This window comes from Dietzia sp. SLG310A2-38A2 (assembly GCF_014145095.1).
GTDB lineage: Bacteria > Actinomycetota > Actinomycetes > Mycobacteriales > Mycobacteriaceae > Dietzia.
In genome coordinates this window covers 2,052-2,567 of sequence record NZ_JAALDX010000547.1, presented here as the reverse complement: position 1 = coordinate 2,567, position 516 = coordinate 2,052, and the positions used below count along the sequence as shown (strand labels likewise).

General features: G+C 66.5%; 1 pseudogene. It reads left to right on the top strand.

The features are described from left to right. Positions 1-516 (top strand): annotated as a pseudogene (locus tag G6027_RS17930) (IS21 family transposase); the annotation flags it as partial.

The following is a 516-nucleotide window of genomic DNA, read 5'->3' as shown; positions in this document are numbered from 1 at the left end:
TGCGACAACCTCAAGACCGGCGTGATCACACATCCCCGCGACGGTGAGATCATCCTCAATGACGCCTACCGGGAGATGGCCGCCCACTATTCGGCCGCGGTACTGCCCGGCCGGGTGCGCAAGCCCAAGGACAAGGCGAGCGTGGAGAACACCGTGGCGCACGTGGCCACCTGGATCATCGCCGCCCTACGTACGCGGCAGTTCGCGACGCTCGCCGAGCTCAAGTCGGCGATCGCCGACCAACTCGAGGCGTACAACGCCGAGCCGTTCCAGAAGCGAGCCGGCTCCAGGGCCAGCGTGTTCACCTCCGAGGAGAAGGAGTTACTGCGGCCGCTGCCGGCCACCGGGTACGAGATCAGTCGCTGGGTCTACGGCCGGAAGGTCGGGCGCAACGGCCACGTGTCCTTCGCCCGCAACTATTACTCTGTGCCGTACCCGCACGTGGGCGCCAAGGTCGACCTGAGGATCACCGAGTCGATGCTCGAGGTGCACCGCGGCCACCAGCGACTTTCGAGC